Origin of the sequence: Cognatundibacterium jejuense (assembly GCF_014284255.1) — a bacterium.
GTDB lineage: Bacteria > Pseudomonadota > Gammaproteobacteria > Burkholderiales > Burkholderiaceae_D > Undibacterium > Undibacterium jejuense.
Genome location: NZ_JACOFV010000004.1, coordinates 144,560 through 161,767 on the forward strand (window position 1 = coordinate 144,560; position 17,208 = coordinate 161,767).

The following is a 17,208-nucleotide window of genomic DNA, read 5'->3' on the forward strand; positions in this document are numbered from 1 at the left end:
GAAATGCAAAACTTAAACTAGGTAACTTGAGATGTGCCCGTATATCAATTGTCCAGTTAATGGTGGTGAACTGGTGTTGATTGTTCGCGGTGATTGGCTCAGTTGTGCCCTGATTAGCCGGTCGACATTCTCCAATGCGGACGTTCAAATCTTTTCAAATTTTGGCATTTGGCAGCAAAGATCATAATGTAAGCTTTCGACCAATGGTTGCGGCCGCATCTCGTCGGCGCCAGATTCACCAAATGCCGACGCGCGTTCAAACGACGAATAAACTGCCTTATAGTTTTTTTGCAAAGACTTCAAAGCGAACAACAAAATACACTATTACTCGTGATTAGTTTGTAGCAGCAGGGGTGTAAAGCTTCAATAATTGCGCCTTGTATTCGGCGATTGGCTCTAGTCCTACCTGAGCGCGTCGTTCATCGAGATGAGCCTCGTCTTCGACTGGTTGCAATTCGACTTTGCCATCCTTGATTTCAGCCTGCGATCCATACCGTTGCTTCTTTCCTTCCACAATCAATACGCGGTCAATACTTAGTGCCACTGTCGACCAAGCGAGGCCACCACGTTCTGCCTCTGCCTTCAACCATGGTAAGCATTGCTCCAGCAACGGACCATCTTCATGTTGCACGATCAACCACGCGGCTTTAGCACCGGCAGTCCCAACTAATTCCGCGCCTGGCCAACCTTTAGTCGCAATAATTTCTCTCAGGCGCGCTACATTGCCTGTATCTACTTTTTTTGTCTCCTCCGAGTGCGACTGATCCTGTGCCTGAATCCAGTGCATACGGGCGTCTTGGTCTGCAGCTGCCATTTTTTCGAGTTCAACCGCTAGGGCAGGATCGCTGCCGCGTTCCCGGAAAATTGCGAAATCAACTTTCGCTTTAGGACTAGGGACTACGACCATTTTTCCTAATGAGCTCCAATCCGGTGCGATGACAGCTAACTGATATCGTCCAGGGGCAAGGCTGATCTGAAAGTGACTATCGTGCACTTCGCCGTAAAACGTATCACCGGCATCATTGCTCACCCTATTTGCCGCGACAATCAATCCCTCCGGGATTAGCCCTGAAGGCGCATGTATTTCTCCTTCAAAAGTCGATGCGCTAGTTCCCAGTTGAAAAATCTGCTTGTCGAGCGTCCCGGTTTCAGGTACCGACAAGAGTCCAAGAAAGGCGGAACCCAGCTTTGGAAAGGTCGCCGTTGCGCCATATGAGCCACCCGGGAGATCATTGAATTTGAAGTGGCCTTCCGCGTCTGTGTGCGTGATATGACGTACCCGGTGCCCATCAACCATCTGCGGCTTCTCGGGTGTTGCGGCAACAATGGCATTAGCAAGCGGTTTACCGTTTGGGTCTTTTACAACCCCGGTCAGCTCGCCTGCGAAGGTCGCGGTTGAGATAAGCAGCAAGGGAATCAAGGCAATCGAAACAAGACGGGGAACTGGATATATCATGAGGTAGCTATGTTGAAAAGTGGACATTGGTCATTACTTGTACTTCATGTGTGAGCTCTGTGAACTAAAGCTGCCCGGCAAAATTAATATTACATTATCGGATTGCGGCTTTGCCTGACTGACGGTTTCGTGCCGATTCCGAGCAATACTCCCTAACCGCGAATGACTCAAAAGTGGCACATTACTGGCAGTCGTCGTATGGAAATCGAAATTGTTTTCACGATAACAGTTGCGCGCGGTGTTGACAATCGGTGCTGCATCAGACCCGGGCTGCTAAAATGAAAAGAGGAGGGCGTGCCTCCTCTTTTAACGCGCAAGTAAAAAAAACTTATGATTTGCTATTGAGTATATCGACTTTAACCAGATTGTCATCCGGCGTTCTGTCTATGTACTTGTTGTCAGGGTCGATGCCAGCTTTTGCAGGCTCACCTTTGACAATAACCGTGAACGACATGTTTTTACGATCAATAAATCGACGTTCGCGTAACAAGGGGTTGCCATCTTTGTCGTCGACACCGATATCCATCCATTCATGCAATGGGACTTCTTTCTCAGCGCCTAATTCGTCTGCTTTGAACTTTCCAGCTTCGATTTTCATGCTGACTTCATACTTGCTATCGCTTAATGGCTTAGCAGTTGCGGACAGTGCACGGTTTTCAAACAAAATAATAGAATCAAACAAATCGTCGATCAGCGATTGTTTGTCGGCTGGTGTCACCTTACGAATCGCATCAACTAAGACTCGGCTATTTGGATAAGGTGCACCTTTCCCGCCATATTGATTAATCACATCTCTTAAGGCTTCGTTGACTTTATCTTCGCCAATCTGATCCTGCAGCAGATACATGACAACGCTACCTTTGCGATAGTGCAGGTATTGTTGATTTTCGTTTAAAGCTAAAGGCAGCTCTTTTTTGCGCTCTTGTCCGCGCCCCATGAGGTAACGGTCTAATTCAAATTTCAGGAATCGGCGCATTTTCGCATCACCATATTGATGCTTCATCACCATCAGAGCTGAATACTGTGCCAGCGTTTCTGAAAGCACGGTAGCCCCTTGCGTATTTCCGGCAAGAACCTGATGTGCCCACCATTGATGCGCTACCTCATGAGCAGTAACATAAAACGGATAATCAAGATCTTTTGGGTCACTATCGTCTACCTTGGCAATAAATCCTATCGATTCAGAAAAAGGAATCGTATTCGGAAAAGCCTGCGCGAAACCTTCGTACCTTGGGAACTCGATAATCCTGACCATGTTGTGTTGGTAAGGGCTATAGTTTTTGGTGTAGTAGTCGAGCGATTTTTGTACGCCTAGGATCATACGATCGAGGTTGTATTCGTGTCCCTTTTGGTAGTCAATCTCAATAGCAACATCGTTCCACTGTGCTTTTTTAACTTCGTATTTTCCCGATTGGAAAGCATAGAAATTCCAGATCGGTTTATCTAGACTGTAATGGAAGTAGCGACGTCCATCTTTGCTCCATTCGCGGTCGAATTTACCAGGAGCTATCGCCATCTGATCCGCATTGGTTGAGACGACAGCGTCAAAGTTGATCAGGTCAGCATCATTCGAGATATAGTTATTTTGGAGCGCTTTGACGTCGTCGCGTGCCGCCATGCGTTCTTTCTCTTTCAAACCCAACTTACGCCTATCCTTATCTTCAACCAGTTCGACGCCTGCTTGATAGCCGATGTGTGGCATCAATTGGCTATTGAAGAAAGTACCGTTATTGAGGACTGTTTTGCTTTGGCTCATGCCTAAGAACGTTTTTGGGTCAGCAGTAAGTTCAAAATGCAGTGCCATTTTTTCACCGGCCAGCAAGGGCTGCTTTAGCGTATAGCTGTAGAAGCCATGGGCGCGATCATTGATTTTTGTCGTGTTTTCTCTATCGAATTTGAAATCATTAATTTTGACCTCATCATCTTGCGTGATAAATATCTCATTAATCGTGGTGTTGCTACGATTCGTCAAAACATAATCACCGCTGATATGAGCGCTACGATTGTCCGGGAAAATATCGACATTCATTTTGACGTCGGTAATGCGCGGTTGCGGCACAGCTTCAAATTGCTTGTATTGCTTCTCGTAATTTGCCTGATCCGTTTGTTTGCCGTAAGTATTTTTGTAAGTATTCAGAACGTTATAGAAATAAAACAAAATGCTGCCCGTACCAATAAAGCAAATCGCACCAACGGCCGCAATAAAGCTTGTCGAGCTACCAGAATTTAACTTGGCAAGGCGAACCCGGCCGCGCCAGTCGGTTGTCGTTCCACGCACCCAGAACAACATTGAAGCTGCGACCAGAATCAGTGCAGCGCCAGCCCAATAGGCCTCGGTCCAACGGAAGCGAGGCAGGAAGTGGCCATAGCCGTTCATTGCGGAATAAGTGATGCTTGGAGTATTTCCGTAGACCAGCATAGGATGCTCAAAGCCAAGACCTGGTAAAGATACCTGTCCTACGTAATAGGCAATCATCAAGAAATAGCCAACGTATTTATTATTGACGATGACTTGAATTGCCATCGCTAACACGGCAACTAGCATGTAATCTGGCCACTGCATCAGGAATAATTGATACACGTATTCTGATATTTCGTAATTGTGATAACCCTTAATGGTTTGGAACGCAATCCCGAATACCATCAGTACAAACAGCAAAATGCCTTGCAATAAAATGAGTGAACTTAGCTTAGACAGAAATGGAAGTGCATTGGGAATGGGCAGGGTATCAAATAACTGTGATATTTTTGCATCGCGCTCACGCCATACCAATTCGCCAGCATAAAACGTGGTAATGATCAGCATAAAGAGCGCAAAGCTTCCACTTAGTACTTCCAGCACAGCGTAAGTCACAGGATAGGTCGATGTGCCGAACATTTTTGTAATAACCGGTGCGGTCGATGCCATAAACAGGATGCCGCACAAGGCAATCGCGATGAAGTAAATATTTTTTACGGTCTCACGCAGATTCAATTTTGTTTGTGCAACAAATATGTGCCACAAGCTCATTTTGGAGAAGTTGGTGTGCACTACTTGAACTTGTTTAATAACTGGTGCTGCTTGAGCTAATTCTTTCTTTTGCTTACCACTGATATTGGCGGCAGAAAAATTGAAACGCCAGAAGCATAGTCCCATCATGATGATGCCAAAGGCACCCCAAATCAGGCGATTGGTCAGATAGATGCCGCTTAGAGGAACCAATCGGGTGTTTTTGTCTGCGACACTCCAATATTCGGTGAGATGACTAATAGCTCTGGAACCAAATGGGTCAATCAACGCAGCAAGCGTCTTATTATCCAAATCACCGAGCAGGTGGCCAGATGCTAAATAGCCGATGAGTAAGAATACGCTTGCCACATAAACTGGCAACATGCGACGTAGCAGCGCACCCATCGTGAAAAACAAGGCGCCAAAAATCAAAAAATTTGGAATTAAAGAATAGAGATAAGGGAGTATGTAAGCCATCGGTTGATTCGGTCCAAGACGCACCGCTTCAAGGCCCGGTAAGTAGCAGCCTAACCATGCACCAAGCCCGACGCTGGAAAAAATGGCGATCAACGTCAAAAAAGCACCGAGGAAACGTCCAGATAAATATTGATATTTGTTAATTGGTGACGTGTAAAAGAAATGCCAGATATTGTTTTCGGTATCTTGCTGGATAGCGCGACCCATCATCGCGGCAACGATCACCGTTCCAAAGAAGCCTAAAAATGTAATGGTCTGCGAAACCGATGAAGGCGCGTTAATATATGTTTTACCTCCAAAGCTGACCGTTGCACCCGAAAATACTCCACCCGCTGCCGCCATCCACAGCATCGCCAATGAGAAAAACATGAGAAAGTAAACGTAGGTAGATATGCTGCGGAATTTTTGCCGCAGCTCAAAAGACATGATAGCTAACATACTCACTCCTTAAGCGACGCGGACATTGCTGTTGTGATTGACATGTACATCTGTTTTGAGAAGACCTGCCATCGCCGCGAAGTAGACATCTTCTAGGTTGCCATGTGCTTGAGTAAATCCGTCTGCAGGTTGGTGGTCAGCGTAGACGTGGATTAAAGTGCGACCTGATGTGAGGCGACTAGATATGACACTGTAATTCTGTTGGAATTGAGTAAGCTCGGATTTTTCTATGAAGCGCTTCCAGATTTTGCCTTGAATCGAATCAATTAAGGGTAAGGGCTGTCCTTTTAAAATCACTTGTCCCTTATTAATTACCGCCATGTTATTGCAGAGGTCGGCGACGTCTTCCACTATATGTGTGGACAGAATCACGATTTTGTCATTACCAATGTCGGACAGAAGGTTATGGAAGCGTACTCGTTCTTCCGGATCGAGACCTGCAGTAGGTTCATCGACGATGATCAATTTTGGATTGCCGATCAGTGCCTGCGCAATACCAAAACGCTGACGCATACCGCCAGAAAAACCGCCTACGTGTTTGTTTTTTACATTATATAAATTGGTCTGATGAAGTAGGGCTTCAACGACTTCCTTGCGCTCTTTTCGGTTATCGATCCCCTTAAGTAACGCAAAATGTTCCAGCAAATCGTAGGCACTCACTTTGGGGTAAAGACCGAAATCCTGTGGCAGATAGCCGAGTAGGCGACGAATGTCATCTTTATGGGTGCGGATATCAATGGCGTCCAGATGCGCCGTTCCCGAATCTGCATCTTGCAGTGTCGCGAGGGTGCGCATTAATGTTGACTTGCCGGCGCCATTTGGGCCGAGTAAGCCAAACATGCCGGCTGGGATAGTCAGGCTGATATCGTTTAAAGCTTGTACACCATTACTATATTGTTTAGAAAGATGTTGTATGCGAAGTTCCATTTTGCGTCCCTGGTTGTTATTTTGAAAAGATATCTCATCATCCTTATGGGATTTTGAGATGTCAAGAATTTAATCTAAAGTAATGAAGATTTCTACCGCGATAAGACGAAACTCATTTTTATGTGGATAGAATCCAAAAAAATCGTCATAGAATTCGAAGTTCTTGTATGAAATAACCAAGGAAAGTGATTCCTGATTTTATAAATGCCTCCACGGCTGAGTTGTTTGCGCTATAATTGCCGCTGGCGGGCCCCTGCGCATTGCGGCATGGCCAATCTGGTCAGGTCGGGAACGAAGCAGCCACAGTCATTTCCCGCAAGTGCCGCAGACCAGGCTCGCCAACTTAGTATTTGGTCTTTCCATCTCAATCTTCCTGCTTACTTTTCTGTATTGCGCTTCTGTTTTATTTCTCCCCTTAATTTCCCTTTGTTTTTCATTGCACTTCTCTAATTAGCTTGTCTTTTGAGATTTTTTAATTAATCTGATAAATGAATTTGTACATCTATTGTTTTGCAAATTTAGATCGGTACTTGTTCTCACAGTAAAATTTTCCAAGGGTATTGCTTGGGCATTATTTTACTTTCGACATACATTCAGGGAGGCAAGCATGTTACTTCTACGTAGAAGCATATTCATTAGTTTATTTAGCTTGTTGTTGGTTTCGCCAGTATTTGCAGCTGGCGATAGAGCTAGCCCAGATGAGGCAGTGGCGATGGTTAAAAGAGGTCTGAGCTATATTAAAGAAAATGGTAAAGAAAAAGCCTTTGTCGAGTTTGCCAATAAATCCAACAAGGATTTTCATGACCGTGATTTGTACCTTTTTGCCTATGATCTCAATGGCGTAAACTTGAGTCACGGAAATAATCCAAAAATGAATGGCAAGAATATGATTGACTTGAAGGTCGGAGATAAGTTTGTCGTCAAGGAAATGTTGGCGGTTGTGAAGAGCGCAGGGAAGGGATGGGTAGAGTATCAGTGGCCTAATCCCGTGACAAAAATGCTCGAAACTAAATCAACTTATGTAGAAAAAGTGGATGATTATTTTATTGGTTGTGGCGTGTATAAATGAAGTGCTGTCATCATGATCTTCCAAGAAATTTTATAAAAAAATCGATGGTAAGATAGCATTTTTTGCTGGTTTTAATTTCAACATAAGTTATATTTTTTCTTATTTCCACATCGAAACAGATCTTATTTGTTGATGTGATCAATAGCGGCGTAATGGAGTTGAAGGTGTTGCCGTGAGCTATATATCGTACTTTGCCATAATAGCCCTTAAGACGATTCCTTCATATTCATAGGAAGTGGCGATAAGCGCAAAATTGCCGAGTAATCCCCTATCAATAATAATTTCACCAACTTACCCAATACAATCATTGGGTAGTGATTCGCTTTGTGTGGTCGGTATCTTGGCCCCATATCTATGGACTGGGTCGGTGTTCGGTGTTGTTGCTGTTATCCAGTTCTCGTGGTGTTATTTCATTTCTTATGTTGGTTTGTTGGATATCAAGACCATTGGCAAATAAAACGTAATGATGTTTGAAATTATAAGTGCGGAGACTTGAATGAAAAATAGACGTCAAAAAAATAAGCAGCAAGTTAATGCTTCTGCTTTAAGTCAGCGCTTTTTTTCTTTTCTATCGCGACCGCTATTGCTGGCTGGCTTACTGTTGAGTATTCCGGCATTTTATTTGTTACTCGATGGTGAGACAGATTCGCTGCGTTTTTATGGACGTCTAAGCTACGCTTGTTCAGCATTATTGATGTCCTTGGATACCATGATTCAATGGCGCCGAAACCGCGTAGGACGTCATCGTAGTGGCAAAATGGCTCTGGATATAGGTATTATCTGTGGCTGTATTCTTAGTGCCTTGCCCGCACCATCTGATTGGGGCGTGGTGCAATGGTTGTTGCGACTTGCTTTGTGCGCAGCCATCGTGTTGCGCATCGCTACGTTAGTGCTGCAGCAGGTCAGGCCTGGGCATCTGGCGAAAATGATGTCCTTAGCAGTACTTATGCTGACTTCAGCGGGTGCTGGATTTTATTGGTTGGAACCAAATGTCAATACGTATTCGAATGGCGTCTGGCTGGCCTTTACGACTGTAGCGACAGTGGGTTACGGCGACATTGTTCCATCGACGCCAGCGTCTAAAATATTCGCGGTTTTTATTGTGCTTTTTGGCTACGCTATGTTCTCGATCGTAACGGCAAATATTGCGGCTCTATTTGTGGGGGAGGAAGAAGCGGCGCTTGAGCGCGAACTACACGCAGATATTCGCGCTTTAAGTCGCGAGGTGGCGGGTTTGCGTGAAGAGCTGAGAAGCCGTGATGCGCTGTATGCAAATTTGTTGCATGGATCTGGGCAGGTCGAGTCAACTCTGCAGAGCAGTCAACGATGAAATTTGATTGCTCCGCATTGAATGTACGTCTGCTGTGTTTGATTTTTTTTAGCGGGTTTTTAAGGTGTAGCTGGTTGTTGAAATGGTGGAAATGCACGGTAAAGGATGCTTTGTTGTAATTCAATGCTAACCGCACAATTGAGTGTGCCGTAGACCTTGCCTCCGTGCGCATCGTATCTGCTACGCGAAAAAGCATCGGCAATTGCAGTAGGTGCCAGTTCGTGCATAAGCAGGCTTTGTGCAGCAAGAACTAATTTTTGTGTAAATCGTCTGGCGTTCATTTCCTGGTGTTCTGGGGTTGCACTCAAATCAGTGGTGAGATCGCTTGCCATTTTTCTGACCGTCGCGGATGTTGATGCATTCAATTCGGCGATCAGCAATTGCATTCCTTCTGGGTCTCTTTCTATCGCTCGTAATACGTCCAGGCACATGACATTGCCAGATCCTTCCCAAATCGAGTTGACCGGGGCTTCTCGATACAGTCTTGCCATGGGGCCGGTTTCTACATAACCATTACCACCCCAGACTTCCATGCATTCACCGGTGAATTCTAATGCGCGCTTACAGATCCAAAATTTTGCCGCAGGTGTGAGGATGCGTTTCCATGCTTTTTGTAGCGGGTCATCTGGATGATCCAGGGCTTGCGCTAATTTCAGCATCAGATAGCTTGCAGCCTCACTTTCCAATGCTAGATCACAAAGCACGTTGCGCATCAAAGGCTGCTCGATCAGAAGTTTGCCAAACGCCTGACGATGGCGAGCGTGGTGCATCGCTTGGCTCAGTGCTTGACGCATCAGCGCGGCACTGCCGATCACGCAATCGAGTCGGGTCAGGTTGGCCATTTCGATAATCGTTGGAATCCCTCTTCCTTCGGCGCCGACCATGATGCCAAAAGCGTCCATAAATTCTACTTCGCTGCTGGAGTTGGATTTATTACCGAGTTTGTCTTTGAGTCTTTGTATGTGAATGGAATTTTTGCTGCCATCAAGTCTCCAGCGTGGAACAAAAAAGCAGGATAAACCTTTCTCTGTCTTCGCCAGTACCAGATGCGCATCACACATGGGTGCAGAAAAAAACCACTTGTGGCCAGTCAGCAAATAAGCCTCACCACGTCCTTCCTTGCCATTGTTGTTTATTGGGCGGGCGATCGTGGTGTTGGTGCGCACATCAGAGCCGCCTTGTTTCTCGGTCATGCCCATGCCGATCAGGATCGATTTTTTTTGTGCAATAGGTATATCGTTGGCATCATGTTCGTTACTAAATAACTTGTCCTTTAGTAGTGAAAAAAGCACAGGTTCATTTTTAAGCACTGGAATGGCAGCGAAAGTCATTGTCGTCGGGCAAAGTGAACCCGATTCAACTTGCGCTTGCATGAAATAGCCCGCAGCGCGCGCTACATGGGCACCTGCTTTGGGATTTGCCCATGGTGCGGCGTGCAGGCCTTGCTGGCGCAGTAAGCCAAGGAGTTGATGCCAGCTCGGATGAAAGTCGACGCGGTCTACACGCTCGCCGATACGGTTGTGGGTGTGTAGTTCTGGCAGGTGCCGGTTGGCAAGTTCGCCGAGTTGTAGTGTGCTGGCGCGACCGAGTAGTTCACCGGACTGTTGTAGTGTTTCAGTTTGCCAGTCGGCGCCAAAATAACTGACCGCATGCATTAATGCGCTGTCCTGAGTGAAAATATTGTAGTCTTGCAGCTCCGGAACCTGATTGCTTATTTCATGAGTGTGCCATTGCATGTCGTCTCCTTGAGTTGTTCTTATGTATTAACAATGTTAATGCTAAGTTTTAAATTCAGTGTAACGTTTAAATCTTTGCCGTATGTTCGTGTTTGTAATTCGAAAAAATATAAATGAATGATGTCGCGGAATCACTAAAATCAAGGCGCAGGCCGGTGCAGCAGCGTTCAATGTTGACTCAGGGAGCAATTCTGGAAGCTTTTGTTCGGCTTTTGGTTGAGAAGGGTTATTCCAGTCTGACCATGCGCGATATCGCTTTGGTGGCAGGTATAGGGGTAGGTACTTTGTATGAGTATTTTCCTGGTAAGAGATCGATTGCTGCGCATTGTATGCAGCAGCGTTTTTTGAATGTAGGCGTATGTATGGAGGCTTGGATAGTAGAAAGGCAGGGCAGGCCATTACTTGAAGGGATGCAGTATGTGCTTGATCGTTTGATTGAATTGCACGCAAAGCAAGTTGAAGAATGGTCAGCCTTGATTTTATTAGAGAGACAAATCTCTGATAGGAGGGCTTTTAATGCTTTGTATCTTAAAATAGCGGATATTTGGGGGATGCTATTTCGCGCTAGTTGCGATCTTGATCAATATCCGGGCAAACTGCCAGAGTTGGTGCATGCGGCGGTCTATGGCGTGTTATATCAAACTCTAATGTTGTCGCCCCAAAAGTTGAAAAATCCAGAATTTTCTATGCAGTTAAACGCTTTGGTGATGGGATATTTGCAAATTCCATCATGCTGATCACTTTTCCGCTTTCTGAATAGGGTAAAATCTCAGAATGTCTTATCAAGTTCTCGCCCGAAAATATCGTCCCAAAAGCTTTGAAACGCTGGTGGGGCAAGAGCACGTGGTCCGTGCTTTAACTCATGCGCTCGAGCAGCAGCGGCTGCATCACGCCTATTTATTTACAGGAACACGTGGGGTAGGTAAAACGACCCTGTCACGGATACTGGCTAAATCTTTCAATTGTGAAAAAGGTATCACTGCAAACCCGTGTGGCGTATGCGATGCTTGTACAGCAATTGATGCGGGGCGTTTTGTTGATTACATAGAAATGGATGCGGCGTCAAATCGCGGCGTCGATGAAATGGCGTCCTTGCTGGAGCAGGCGATTTATGCACCGTCGAATGCACGTTTTAAAGTGTATATGATCGACGAGGTGCACATGCTCACCAATCACGCATTCAATGCAATGCTGAAGACTTTGGAAGAGCCGCCTGAACACGTCAAATTTATTTTAGCGACGACCGATCCGCAAAAAATCCCGGTGACGGTGTTGTCGCGCTGCCTACAATTTAACCTCAAGCAAATGCCGCCTGGCCACATTGTTGGTCATCTGGAAAATATTCTCGGGCAAGAATTCATAGAATTTGAGCAACCTGCTTTGCGCTTGTTGGCGCAGGGTGCGCATGGCTCTATGCGTGACGCTTTGTCTCTGACAGATCAGGCAATCGCATATGCCGCTGGCAAAGTCAGTCTTGAAGCAGTGCAGGGCATGTTGGGAGCATTGGATCAGTCCTATCTTATTCGCTTGCTGGACGCCTTAGCTGTCAATGATGGTAAGAGTTTGCTCGATGTCGCGGACGAAATGTCGGCAAGAAGTTTGTCTTACAAAGCGGCCTTGCAGGATTTGGGTACCTTATTGCATCAGATTGCTGTCGCACAAATGGTACCGGCTGCTGTCGGGGATGACTTGCCTGAACGCGAGCATGTATTGCGACTGGCAAATACGTTTAGCAAAGAAGAGGTGCAGTTGTTTTATCAGATTGCGGTACACGGCCGCAATGAATTGGCTTTGGCGCCGGACGAATATGCTGGTTTTAGCATGACCTTGTTGCGTATGCTGGCATTTCGGCCTGTCGAGGGCGGGGCTTTAGTTTCAGTCAATGATGTCGGTAGCCCACCTGCGCTTAACGTCAATCGCGGAACCGTTGTGCCAGCAAACGCAACTGCTCCATCTACTCGTGTTGCAGCGCCGGGGGCGTCAGCCGCATTGTCGGTATCAACGGCTGCTAAGGCCGTGGTTACCCCAGTAAATGCGGCGGCTCCTGTAGCCACTCCTGCTAGTGTTGCAAAACCTGTGAGTCCGGCGATGGCCGCTTTGGCAGCCGCACGGGCTGCAAGTGCCAAAAGTGCGGGGGCAAAACCTGCCACAGTAAATCCGGAACCTCTTGAAAGAGTTGAGCCTGCTGTTGCTTCTATGGCTCCTGCCATCGATGTACAAAAAACGCCGGCACCATTGACTCCATCAGCACCAACGACACAAGCGACGCCATCGGCACCAGTCTCGAGTGAATCTACGATAGCGAGAGCCGTTCCACCTGCGCCAGTGATGAATCGTGTCGCTCCAGTTACGGTGATGTCCGAGATGCAGCCAGTCGAGATGGATGACATGCCACCACCCTGGGATGAGGATGTATTTGAAGCCTCTGCGCCAGCTACAGTTCCGGTAGCCAGGCAGCGTCCAGCTGTGATAACTTCTCAAGCTGAAACTTTGACGGACCCCGTACCGCAGCATTTGGCTGAGATGCCAGCAGTTGAGCCTGTCAGCGCTGATCGTAGCTTATGGAGTGGCGTGGTACCTGCCCTGGAATGGGATGGGCAATGGCCAGTGCTAGCTGCTAGTTTGCCCGTACGCGGCGTGGCGCAACAATTGGCACAGCAAAGTGAATTGATAAACTGCAGGCAGGATGGCAATGCATTTGTATTTGAAATTCGCGTACCTTTGCCGACGCTGTTGTCCGCAGGTAGCGTAGATAAACTGTCTGCTGCGCTATCGGATCGTTTCTCGAAAACTATTCGGGTGGAAACAAAAATCGGTGCGGTCGAACTCACCGCCAATGCGAGGGCGGTTGCTGAGCGTGAAGTGCGTCAGCAACAGGCAGAGCAAGCGATTCAGAATGATTCGTTTGTCCAGACCCTAATGCGCGAATTTGGTGCTGCAATTGTGACCGGTAGTGTTCGTCCAGCTTAATGCAGATCACTTTATCTATTATACAAACCGAATAAACCGAATTAAATTTAATTTATTCCTTTCTTTTCAGGAGATATTCTTATGATGAAAAACCAACTCGCAGGATTGATGAAGCAAGCTCAGGCTATGCAAGACAACATGAAAAAAGCCCAGGATCAATTGGCTTTGATTGAAGTTGAAGGTCAGGCTGGCGCCGGTTTGGTTAAGGTTGTGATGACTTGCAAAAACGATGTAAAACGCGTCACTATCGATCCATCCTTGTTGGGTGATGATAAAGATATGCTAGAAGATTTGGTTGCAGCTGCTTTTAACGATGCGGTACGCAAAGCAGAAGCGACTTCCCAAGAAAAAATGGCTGGACTGACAGCGGGTATGCCGTTACCACCTGGCTTTAAAATGCCATTTTGAGCGTCAAAAACGTGAAAAAAAGCGGTAGCCTTGAAAATCTATCTGAGGCTCTGCGCCGTTTGCCCGGCGTTGGGCCTAAGTCTGCCCAGCGCATGGCGTATCATCTTCTGCAACATGATCGTGAAGCTGCATCAGCCTTGGGGCATGCGTTACTAAATGCGGTAGATCGCATTCAGCATTGCGCCGCCTGCAATACCTTTACTGAAATCGATGTTTGCGAAACTTGTCAGAATCAAGAACGTGATACACATCTGTTATGTGTGGTCGAGACTCCTGCAGATCAGATGATGATAGAGCAAACTTTAACCTACAAGGGTTTGTACTTTGTCTTGATGGGGCGCTTATCTCCTTTGGACGGTATTGGACCTAAAGATATTTATCTCGATAAGCTTATCACCCGCGCTACCAATGGCACAGTCACTGAAGTCGTGTTGGCCACCAATTTCACTAACGAAGGTGAGGCTACTGCGCATTACATCAGTGAAACTTTGAAGGCGCGCGGATTAAAAGTGAGTCGTCTGGCGCGTGGTGTTCCTGTTGGTGGCGAACTTGAGTATGTTGATGCTGGAACCATTGCGCGTGCGATGTTGGACAGACGAGCTACCTGAGCCGGCTGTTCTGTTTAATGTGCGCTGAAGTTCAACTTATTCCTAAATTTATCGCAATTTTTTGTCAGGCTTATCCCTATGGCAGCGCAAAAACATGGTCCTTTGGCAGGAATTAAAGTTCTCGAATTAGGTACGCTGATTGCTGGGCCATTTTGTTCGCGAATGTTGGCAGAGTTTGGTGCTGAGGTTATTAAGATTGAATCGCCGGAAGGTGGCGATCCCATACGCCAATGGCGTGTTCTAAAGGATGGTACGTCTTTATGGTGGAGCGTACAGGCGCGTAACAAAAAGAGCCTGAGTCTCAATATGAAAAGCCCCGAAGGACAAGAAATTGCACGGCGCCTTGCCTTAGATGCCGACATCATCATCGAAAATTATCGCCCAGGTGTTTTGGAAAAATGGAATCTCGGTTACGAGTCCTTAAAGGCAATCAATCCAGCGACCATCATGGTGCGGCTATCTGGTTATGGACAAACAGGTCCGATGCGGGATCAACCCGGCTTTGGGGCAATTGGCGAAGCTATGGGAGGTTTGCGTTATGTCTCTGGTCATCCTGATCGCCCACCGGTAAGGGTTGGCATCTCCATTGGCGATTCTGTTGCAGCTTTGCATGGTGTGATAGGTGCAATGATGGCACTGCGGCACCGCGACGTGACCGGTGGTCGTTGGAACGGTAAGCGCGCTGATCAGTGCGTTGCGGGGCAAGGGCAGATGGTTGATGTCGCCTTGTATGAATCGGTGTTTAACTTAATGGAATCGTTAGTGCCTGAGTTTGATGTCGCTGGCGTCGTGCGTGAACGCACAGGAGGTGCTTTACCTGGTATTGTTCCGTCCAATACATATACAACCAAAGATGGTGAAAATATCGTTATTGCCGGAAATGGTGATGCAATTTTCCATCGTCTGATGAAGGCAATACAGCGCAATGATCTGGCGGACGATGTTCAGTTGATGCGTAACGATGGACGTGTTCCACGTACTGCTGAAATTGATGGTGCGATTCAAGTTTGGTGCGATACCCAGACAATAGACTCCCCTTTGTCAATATTGCAGGCTGCTGATGTTCCCGTCGGTAAAATTTATTCTGTGCGTGACATGCTGTCCGATCCGCAATTTTTGGCGCGGAATATGTTTGAGCAGCATCATTTTGAAGATGGGACGGCGGTTAAAGTACCAGCGATGACACCCAAGATGTCCGAGACACCTGGCGTTACGCAATGGCTAGGTCCGAAGTTGGGCCAACATAATGAAGAGATTTTGCATCAGCTTGGGTATACGAACGAGCAAATCGCAGAATTCGCTCATAAAAATATCATATGAATCCACATGCTATGCATTGAGCGTAGACGACGATGTTTAATATCTTTAAGTAACCAGTAAGGCTGAGGCAGGAAAATGAATCGACAGCTTCTTAAGCAATTTTTGATTGCCCTTATATTATTTTTATTGGGCTATTTTTCGTTTAATTACAATTTGTTTGCTGCGGAAATGGATTCCTTATTGCCGCAGCAAACAACTCTTACAGGTTTATCATTAGCCCAGTGATTTAATATATTCCCTGATGCCTGTAAGCAGCATTTCAATCGACATGGCTGCAAGGATTAAGCCCATCAGGCGTTCAAACGCTGTCATGACCTGCGCACCCAAAACGCGTTGCATGCGTTCTGCGCCAAGTAGAACAACCAGCCAGACAATTGCGACTGCAGTTAATGCACCAAGATGAACTAAGATCTCTGAACTGTTATCAGAAGAAAATAATAAAACGGTCGCAAGTGAGGATGGTCCCGCCAAAGCAGGAATAGCTAGAGGCACGATAAAAGGTTCGTGATTTTCCTCGGTGCCACCAAAAACGCCACCTTCCTGAGGGAAGACCATGCGCAGCGCAATTAAAAACAAAATGACACCGCCGCCAATGCGTATGGATACTTCTGATAACTGCAACGCAGTTAAAAAGCTTTTTCCAAAAAACATAAACAACAGTAGCAAAATGAATGCAATCGCGCATTCGCGCACGATCACACGCCAGCGGCGTTCAGGTGAAACGTGGGATAAGGCACTCACGAAGATTGGAACGTTGCCGAAAGGATCCGTTACTAAAATCAACAGTATCAGTGTCTGCAAAAAATCTTTGGCCATGAATTTCTTTTTCTAAAAACGGTGAGCCAGCGGCTATTCAGATGTGAATGCCAGTATCAGCATTGCATCACTCGGACTCATCATTGGTGTTGATCGTGATAGGGGGCAAATTTTGACGCAAAATAAGAGGAAAATAATTTCGTTTATTGTCAAAAATACCGTAAAAATAAGCATATTGCAGCAAAAAACCTGCCATTTTCGTGCTTAAAACTCGTTAATGTCAATTATAGTGCATCTTAGTGCTGACTAACGAAATGCATTACTGAACGCAGCGCGAAGAATTAGCGTTATTATCTTGCACGTCAAGACGCGAACGATCGTCTTATTTTAAAGTGCGGGTTGATAATTCGCATGTCGAATCAGAATTTTTATGGTGTTTCATATGGACAAAGCAAGCGAGCGCCCCGATACGCCTTGTGTTGCGGTTTGTTCTACAACTTTTGATGACGTATGTCGTGGTTGTGGAAGAACGGTGGTCGAAGTGGCAGAGTGGGTGTTTATGAATCAGGAGCAAAAAGAAGTTGTGTGGCAAAGGATACTTGCTGAAGGTTATCCGCGGCGAAATAAATAAAAAAGTGATAAGTTTGTTCCTTTTTTTTTTGTGTGCAGAATTCGGGTTGGAATAAAAGCAGATTGAAGTTTAAATAAAAAAATGCATTAAACG

13 protein-coding genes and 1 other RNA gene are annotated in these 17,208 nt (G+C 46.2%); 9 read left to right on the forward strand and 5 right to left on the reverse strand.

All coding sequences use genetic code 11. From position 1 onward, the window contains the following. Window positions 1-334: 334 nt before the first annotated feature. The 3 genes from H8K32_RS06105 to H8K32_RS06115 all read right to left on the reverse strand — a co-directional run bounded on the left by H8K32_RS06105 (window position 335) and on the right by H8K32_RS06115 (window position 6,287). On the reverse strand, window positions 335-1,483 hold the full coding sequence (locus tag H8K32_RS06105; protein WP_186911595.1) for a carboxypeptidase-like regulatory domain-containing protein: 1,149 nt from the start codon (window positions 1,481-1,483) through the stop codon (window positions 335-337). Between the two features lie 301 nt (window positions 1,484-1,784). Further along, a complete protein-coding gene (locus H8K32_RS06110; protein ID WP_186911596.1) occupies window positions 1,785-5,360 on the reverse strand; it encodes a M1 family aminopeptidase in 3,576 nt (1,191 codons plus the stop codon). Window positions 5,361-5,369: 9 nt separating this feature from the next. Continuing rightward, on the reverse strand, window positions 5,370-6,287 hold the full coding sequence (locus H8K32_RS06115; RefSeq protein ID WP_186911597.1) for an ABC transporter ATP-binding protein: 918 nt from the start codon (window positions 6,285-6,287) through the stop codon (window positions 5,370-5,372). A 244-nt stretch (window positions 6,288-6,531) separates the two neighbouring features. Here H8K32_RS06115 and ffs point away from each other — a divergent pair. The 3 genes from ffs (at window position 6,532) to H8K32_RS06130 (ending at window position 8,686) form a co-directional block, all read left to right on the forward strand. Then, an RNA gene (gene ffs, locus H8K32_RS06120) (signal recognition particle sRNA small type) lies at window positions 6,532-6,630 on the forward strand. Window positions 6,631-6,894: 264 nt separating this feature from the next. After that, entirely contained in the window at window positions 6,895-7,356 is a 462-nt protein-coding gene (locus H8K32_RS06125; protein ID WP_186911598.1) for a cache domain-containing protein, read from the forward strand. Between the two features lie 496 nt (window positions 7,357-7,852). Further along, on the forward strand, window positions 7,853-8,686 hold the full coding sequence (locus tag H8K32_RS06130; RefSeq protein ID WP_246447149.1) for a potassium channel family protein: 834 nt from the start codon (window positions 7,853-7,855) through the stop codon (window positions 8,684-8,686). 59 nt (window positions 8,687-8,745) lie between these two features. Here the strand turns inward: H8K32_RS06130 and H8K32_RS06135 are convergent, their stop codons facing one another. Next, a complete protein-coding gene (locus H8K32_RS06135) occupies window positions 8,746-10,422 on the reverse strand; it encodes an isovaleryl-CoA dehydrogenase (RefSeq protein ID WP_186911599.1) in 1,677 nt (558 codons plus the stop codon). 170 nt (window positions 10,423-10,592) lie between these two features. Between H8K32_RS06135 and H8K32_RS06140 the strand changes: the two genes are divergently transcribed. From H8K32_RS06140 to H8K32_RS06160, 5 genes are all read left to right on the forward strand, one after another. Continuing rightward, window positions 10,593-11,159, forward strand: coding sequence for a TetR/AcrR family transcriptional regulator (locus H8K32_RS06140; RefSeq protein WP_186911600.1), 567 nt, complete (start codon window positions 10,593-10,595; stop codon window positions 11,157-11,159). 37 nt (window positions 11,160-11,196) lie between these two features. Then, window positions 11,197-13,392: a DNA polymerase III subunit gamma/tau gene (locus H8K32_RS06145; RefSeq protein ID WP_186911601.1), complete on the forward strand. Its 2,196-nt coding sequence runs from the start codon at window positions 11,197-11,199 to the stop codon at window positions 13,390-13,392. A gap of 81 nt (window positions 13,393-13,473) precedes the next feature. After that, window positions 13,474-13,800 carry a YbaB/EbfC family nucleoid-associated protein gene (locus tag H8K32_RS06150; RefSeq protein ID WP_186911602.1) on the forward strand — a complete coding sequence of 109 codons (327 nt, stop codon included), beginning with the start codon at window positions 13,474-13,476 and terminating at the stop codon, window positions 13,798-13,800. Between the two features lie 11 nt (window positions 13,801-13,811). Beyond that, the gene (recR, locus tag H8K32_RS06155) at window positions 13,812-14,408 is read left to right on the forward strand and encodes a recombination mediator RecR (protein ID WP_186911694.1); all 597 of its coding nucleotides are present in this window, start codon (window positions 13,812-13,814) and stop codon (window positions 14,406-14,408) included. 78 nt (window positions 14,409-14,486) lie between these two features. Beyond that, on the forward strand, window positions 14,487-15,728 hold the full coding sequence (locus H8K32_RS06160) for a CaiB/BaiF CoA transferase family protein (RefSeq protein WP_186911603.1): 1,242 nt from the start codon (window positions 14,487-14,489) through the stop codon (window positions 15,726-15,728). Window positions 15,729-15,941: 213 nt separating this feature from the next. Here H8K32_RS06160 and H8K32_RS06165 read toward each other — a convergent pair whose 3' ends face one another. Continuing rightward, complete coding sequence (locus tag H8K32_RS06165) at window positions 15,942-16,544, reverse strand: MarC family protein (RefSeq protein ID WP_186911604.1); 603 nt, start codon at window positions 16,542-16,544, stop codon at window positions 15,942-15,944. A 382-nt stretch (window positions 16,545-16,926) separates the two neighbouring features. Between H8K32_RS06165 and H8K32_RS06170 the strand changes: the two genes are divergently transcribed. Beyond that, on the forward strand, window positions 16,927-17,115 hold the full coding sequence (locus H8K32_RS06170) for a DUF1289 domain-containing protein (RefSeq protein ID WP_186911605.1): 189 nt from the start codon (window positions 16,927-16,929) through the stop codon (window positions 17,113-17,115). Window positions 17,116-17,208: the final 93 nt, after the last annotated feature.